Below are 2321 nucleotides of genomic sequence, written 5' to 3' on the forward strand. Positions count from 1 at the left end.
TCCGCGGCCAGCATCTTCAGCTTGCGGCACAGGCGCTGAATAATGCCGGGGGGCAGATGGTGAGCCAGGGGCGGCTGCAGCTTGATGCCCAGGAGGCGATCGACAATCAGCAAGGGCTGATGGAAGCTGGCGACGTGCTGGCGGTGACGACCGAAGGCCATTGGGATAACCGCAAAGGCACAGCGCTGGGTGGGCAGCAGGCCAGCATTGCGGCGGGTAGCCTGGATAATGCCGCAGGCCGGCTGCAATCGGGCGGTGAGCTGACCATCAACACCGCCGGTAACATCAATAATCAGGCGGGCACCCTGACGGCGCAGCAGGATCTCCATTGGCAGGGCGGCGCACTCAGCCTGTTCAATAATGATGCGGGCAAATTGCTCAGCGGCGCAGCGTTGTCACTCAATGGCGGGCAGTTGAACAACCGGCAACAGGGGCTGGTACAAAGCCAGCAGGCGTTGGCATTGCACCTTTCGGGGCCTGGGACAATCAGGGCGGGAAACTGGCCAGCGGCGGTAGCGGCACGATACGCGCGCGCGAATTGATCAACACGCAGGGGACGATCCAGGCGCTGGATACGCTGGATATGCAGTTCACCGGCGCGTTGGATAACCGCAATGGCACTCTCTTCAGCCAGCAGGCGCAGCGCTTGCTGGCGGAGAATATCCTGAATGCTGAAGGCTGGATCGGTAGTCAGGGAACGTTGACGACGGTCAGCCAGCGTTTCGATAACCAGCAGGGCGAGGTCGTCAGCCAGCAGGATGCCAGCCTGACCGCCACGCGCTGGAATAACCCGTACGGCGTAGTGCAGTCTGCCGGCAGTGTGCTGCTGCAGATACTTCAGGACCTGTACAACCAGGGCGGAAAAATCAGCGCGCAAGCGCGCTTGTGGTTACAGGGGCAAACGGACGCGGCCCTTGCCGGCGTGTTGCACAATGAGGGTGGGCAACTGCTGGCGGGCGAACAGCTACAGATCCGGGCGCAGGGCATCGATAACCCGCAAAACGGCCTGCTCTACAGCCAGCAACAGCTGCATCTGACCCTGAGCGGCCAGTTGGATAACCGCCAGGGCAATGTGCAAAGCGGTGAAGGGGTACAGATCAGCGCCGCACGGCTGCTGAACGCCCAGGGCGTGATTAGCAGCCAGGGCACGATCCAACTGACTGCCGACCAGTTTGATAACCTGGCGGGCACCGTGATCGGCCAGGGGGCGGGCGATTATCATTTCAGCTATCTCAATAACCAGCAGGGTAAAATCCACAGCGGCGGCGCCCTCACGCTGAACGGCAGCCGCATGGATAACCCGGCGGGGCAATTGGTTTCCAGCCAGGCACTGACGCTCAACGGCGAGAATATCGACAACAGTCACCAGGGGATAATCAGCAGCCAGGGCGCATTGACGGTGTATGCCGGGCAGTTGAATAACCGGGACGGCGGCCTGTTGATTGGCACCACGCAGACCGACGTGAGCGCGCAAACGCTGCATAATAGCGCCGGGCGCGTGCAGAGCGCGGGCACTCTGGCCCTGTCACAGCTGGCCGCACTGGATAATCGCCAGGGGCGTATTTTATCCAATGATGCATTGCGCATCAGCGGTGGCGCCATGCCCGCGCTGGCCCTGTTAAACCAGGGTGGGACGNCCCTGCGGGTGGCCGGCGTATTGACCAACCTGGCCGACTGGTTGCTGCCGGGCGAGCTTACGCTCTACAGCACGCACCTGAACAACCTGGCGACGCTGGTCGGTAAAACGCTGCGTTTCACCACCGGGGAACTGCGCAATCAGGGGCGCATTGAAGCCGATACGCTGGCCCTCGACGCCGACAGCCTGGACAACTCGGCGACGCTGATGGCGGATAACCTCACGGCCAACAGCCGGACGGTGGATAACCATGGCCGCGACGCGCTGATTGCCGCCACGGCGCACATCAGCCTGATAACCGGCGAGCGGTTGATCAACCAGGCTGGCGCGCTGATTTACAGTGCGGGCTCCCTGGCGCTTTCCAGCGCGGATCTGATTGAAAACCGTGCCGGCACGATTGAAGCAGAAGGGGATCTCACCCTGACGGCAACGCGCTTTGACAACCTGCGTGACGGGCTGGAGATTGAACGCGACGCCCAGACCCGCGATTACAGCTGGCACCGATACAACTACTACTGGCGTTCCTATGGCGAAGACGTCAATACGGACGTTAGCACCCTGGCGCCGACCACCCAACGGTTGACCTTCCGTGACGATGCGGCGGCAGAGAGCAACCCCTATGGCACGTTGCTGAATATTGACGCCAACGCCAAACGGGCGGAGGTTCAGGTAAAAGACAGTCAGG

General features: G+C 61.8%; 2 pseudogenes. Both read left to right on the forward strand.

The annotated features are described in order from the left end of the window. A pseudogene (locus tag AC559G_RS12150) lies at positions 1–542 on the forward strand (filamentous hemagglutinin N-terminal domain-containing protein); the annotation flags it as partial. Beyond that, a pseudogene (locus AC559G_RS12155) lies at positions 524–2321 on the forward strand (hemagglutinin repeat-containing protein); the annotation flags it as partial. The pseudogenes AC559G_RS12150 and AC559G_RS12155, both read left to right, overlap by 19 nt.

The sequence above is a fragment of the Gibbsiella greigii genome, assembly GCF_039540155.1.
In the GTDB taxonomy this organism is placed as follows: Bacteria; Pseudomonadota; Gammaproteobacteria; order Enterobacterales; family Enterobacteriaceae; genus Gibbsiella; species Gibbsiella quercinecans.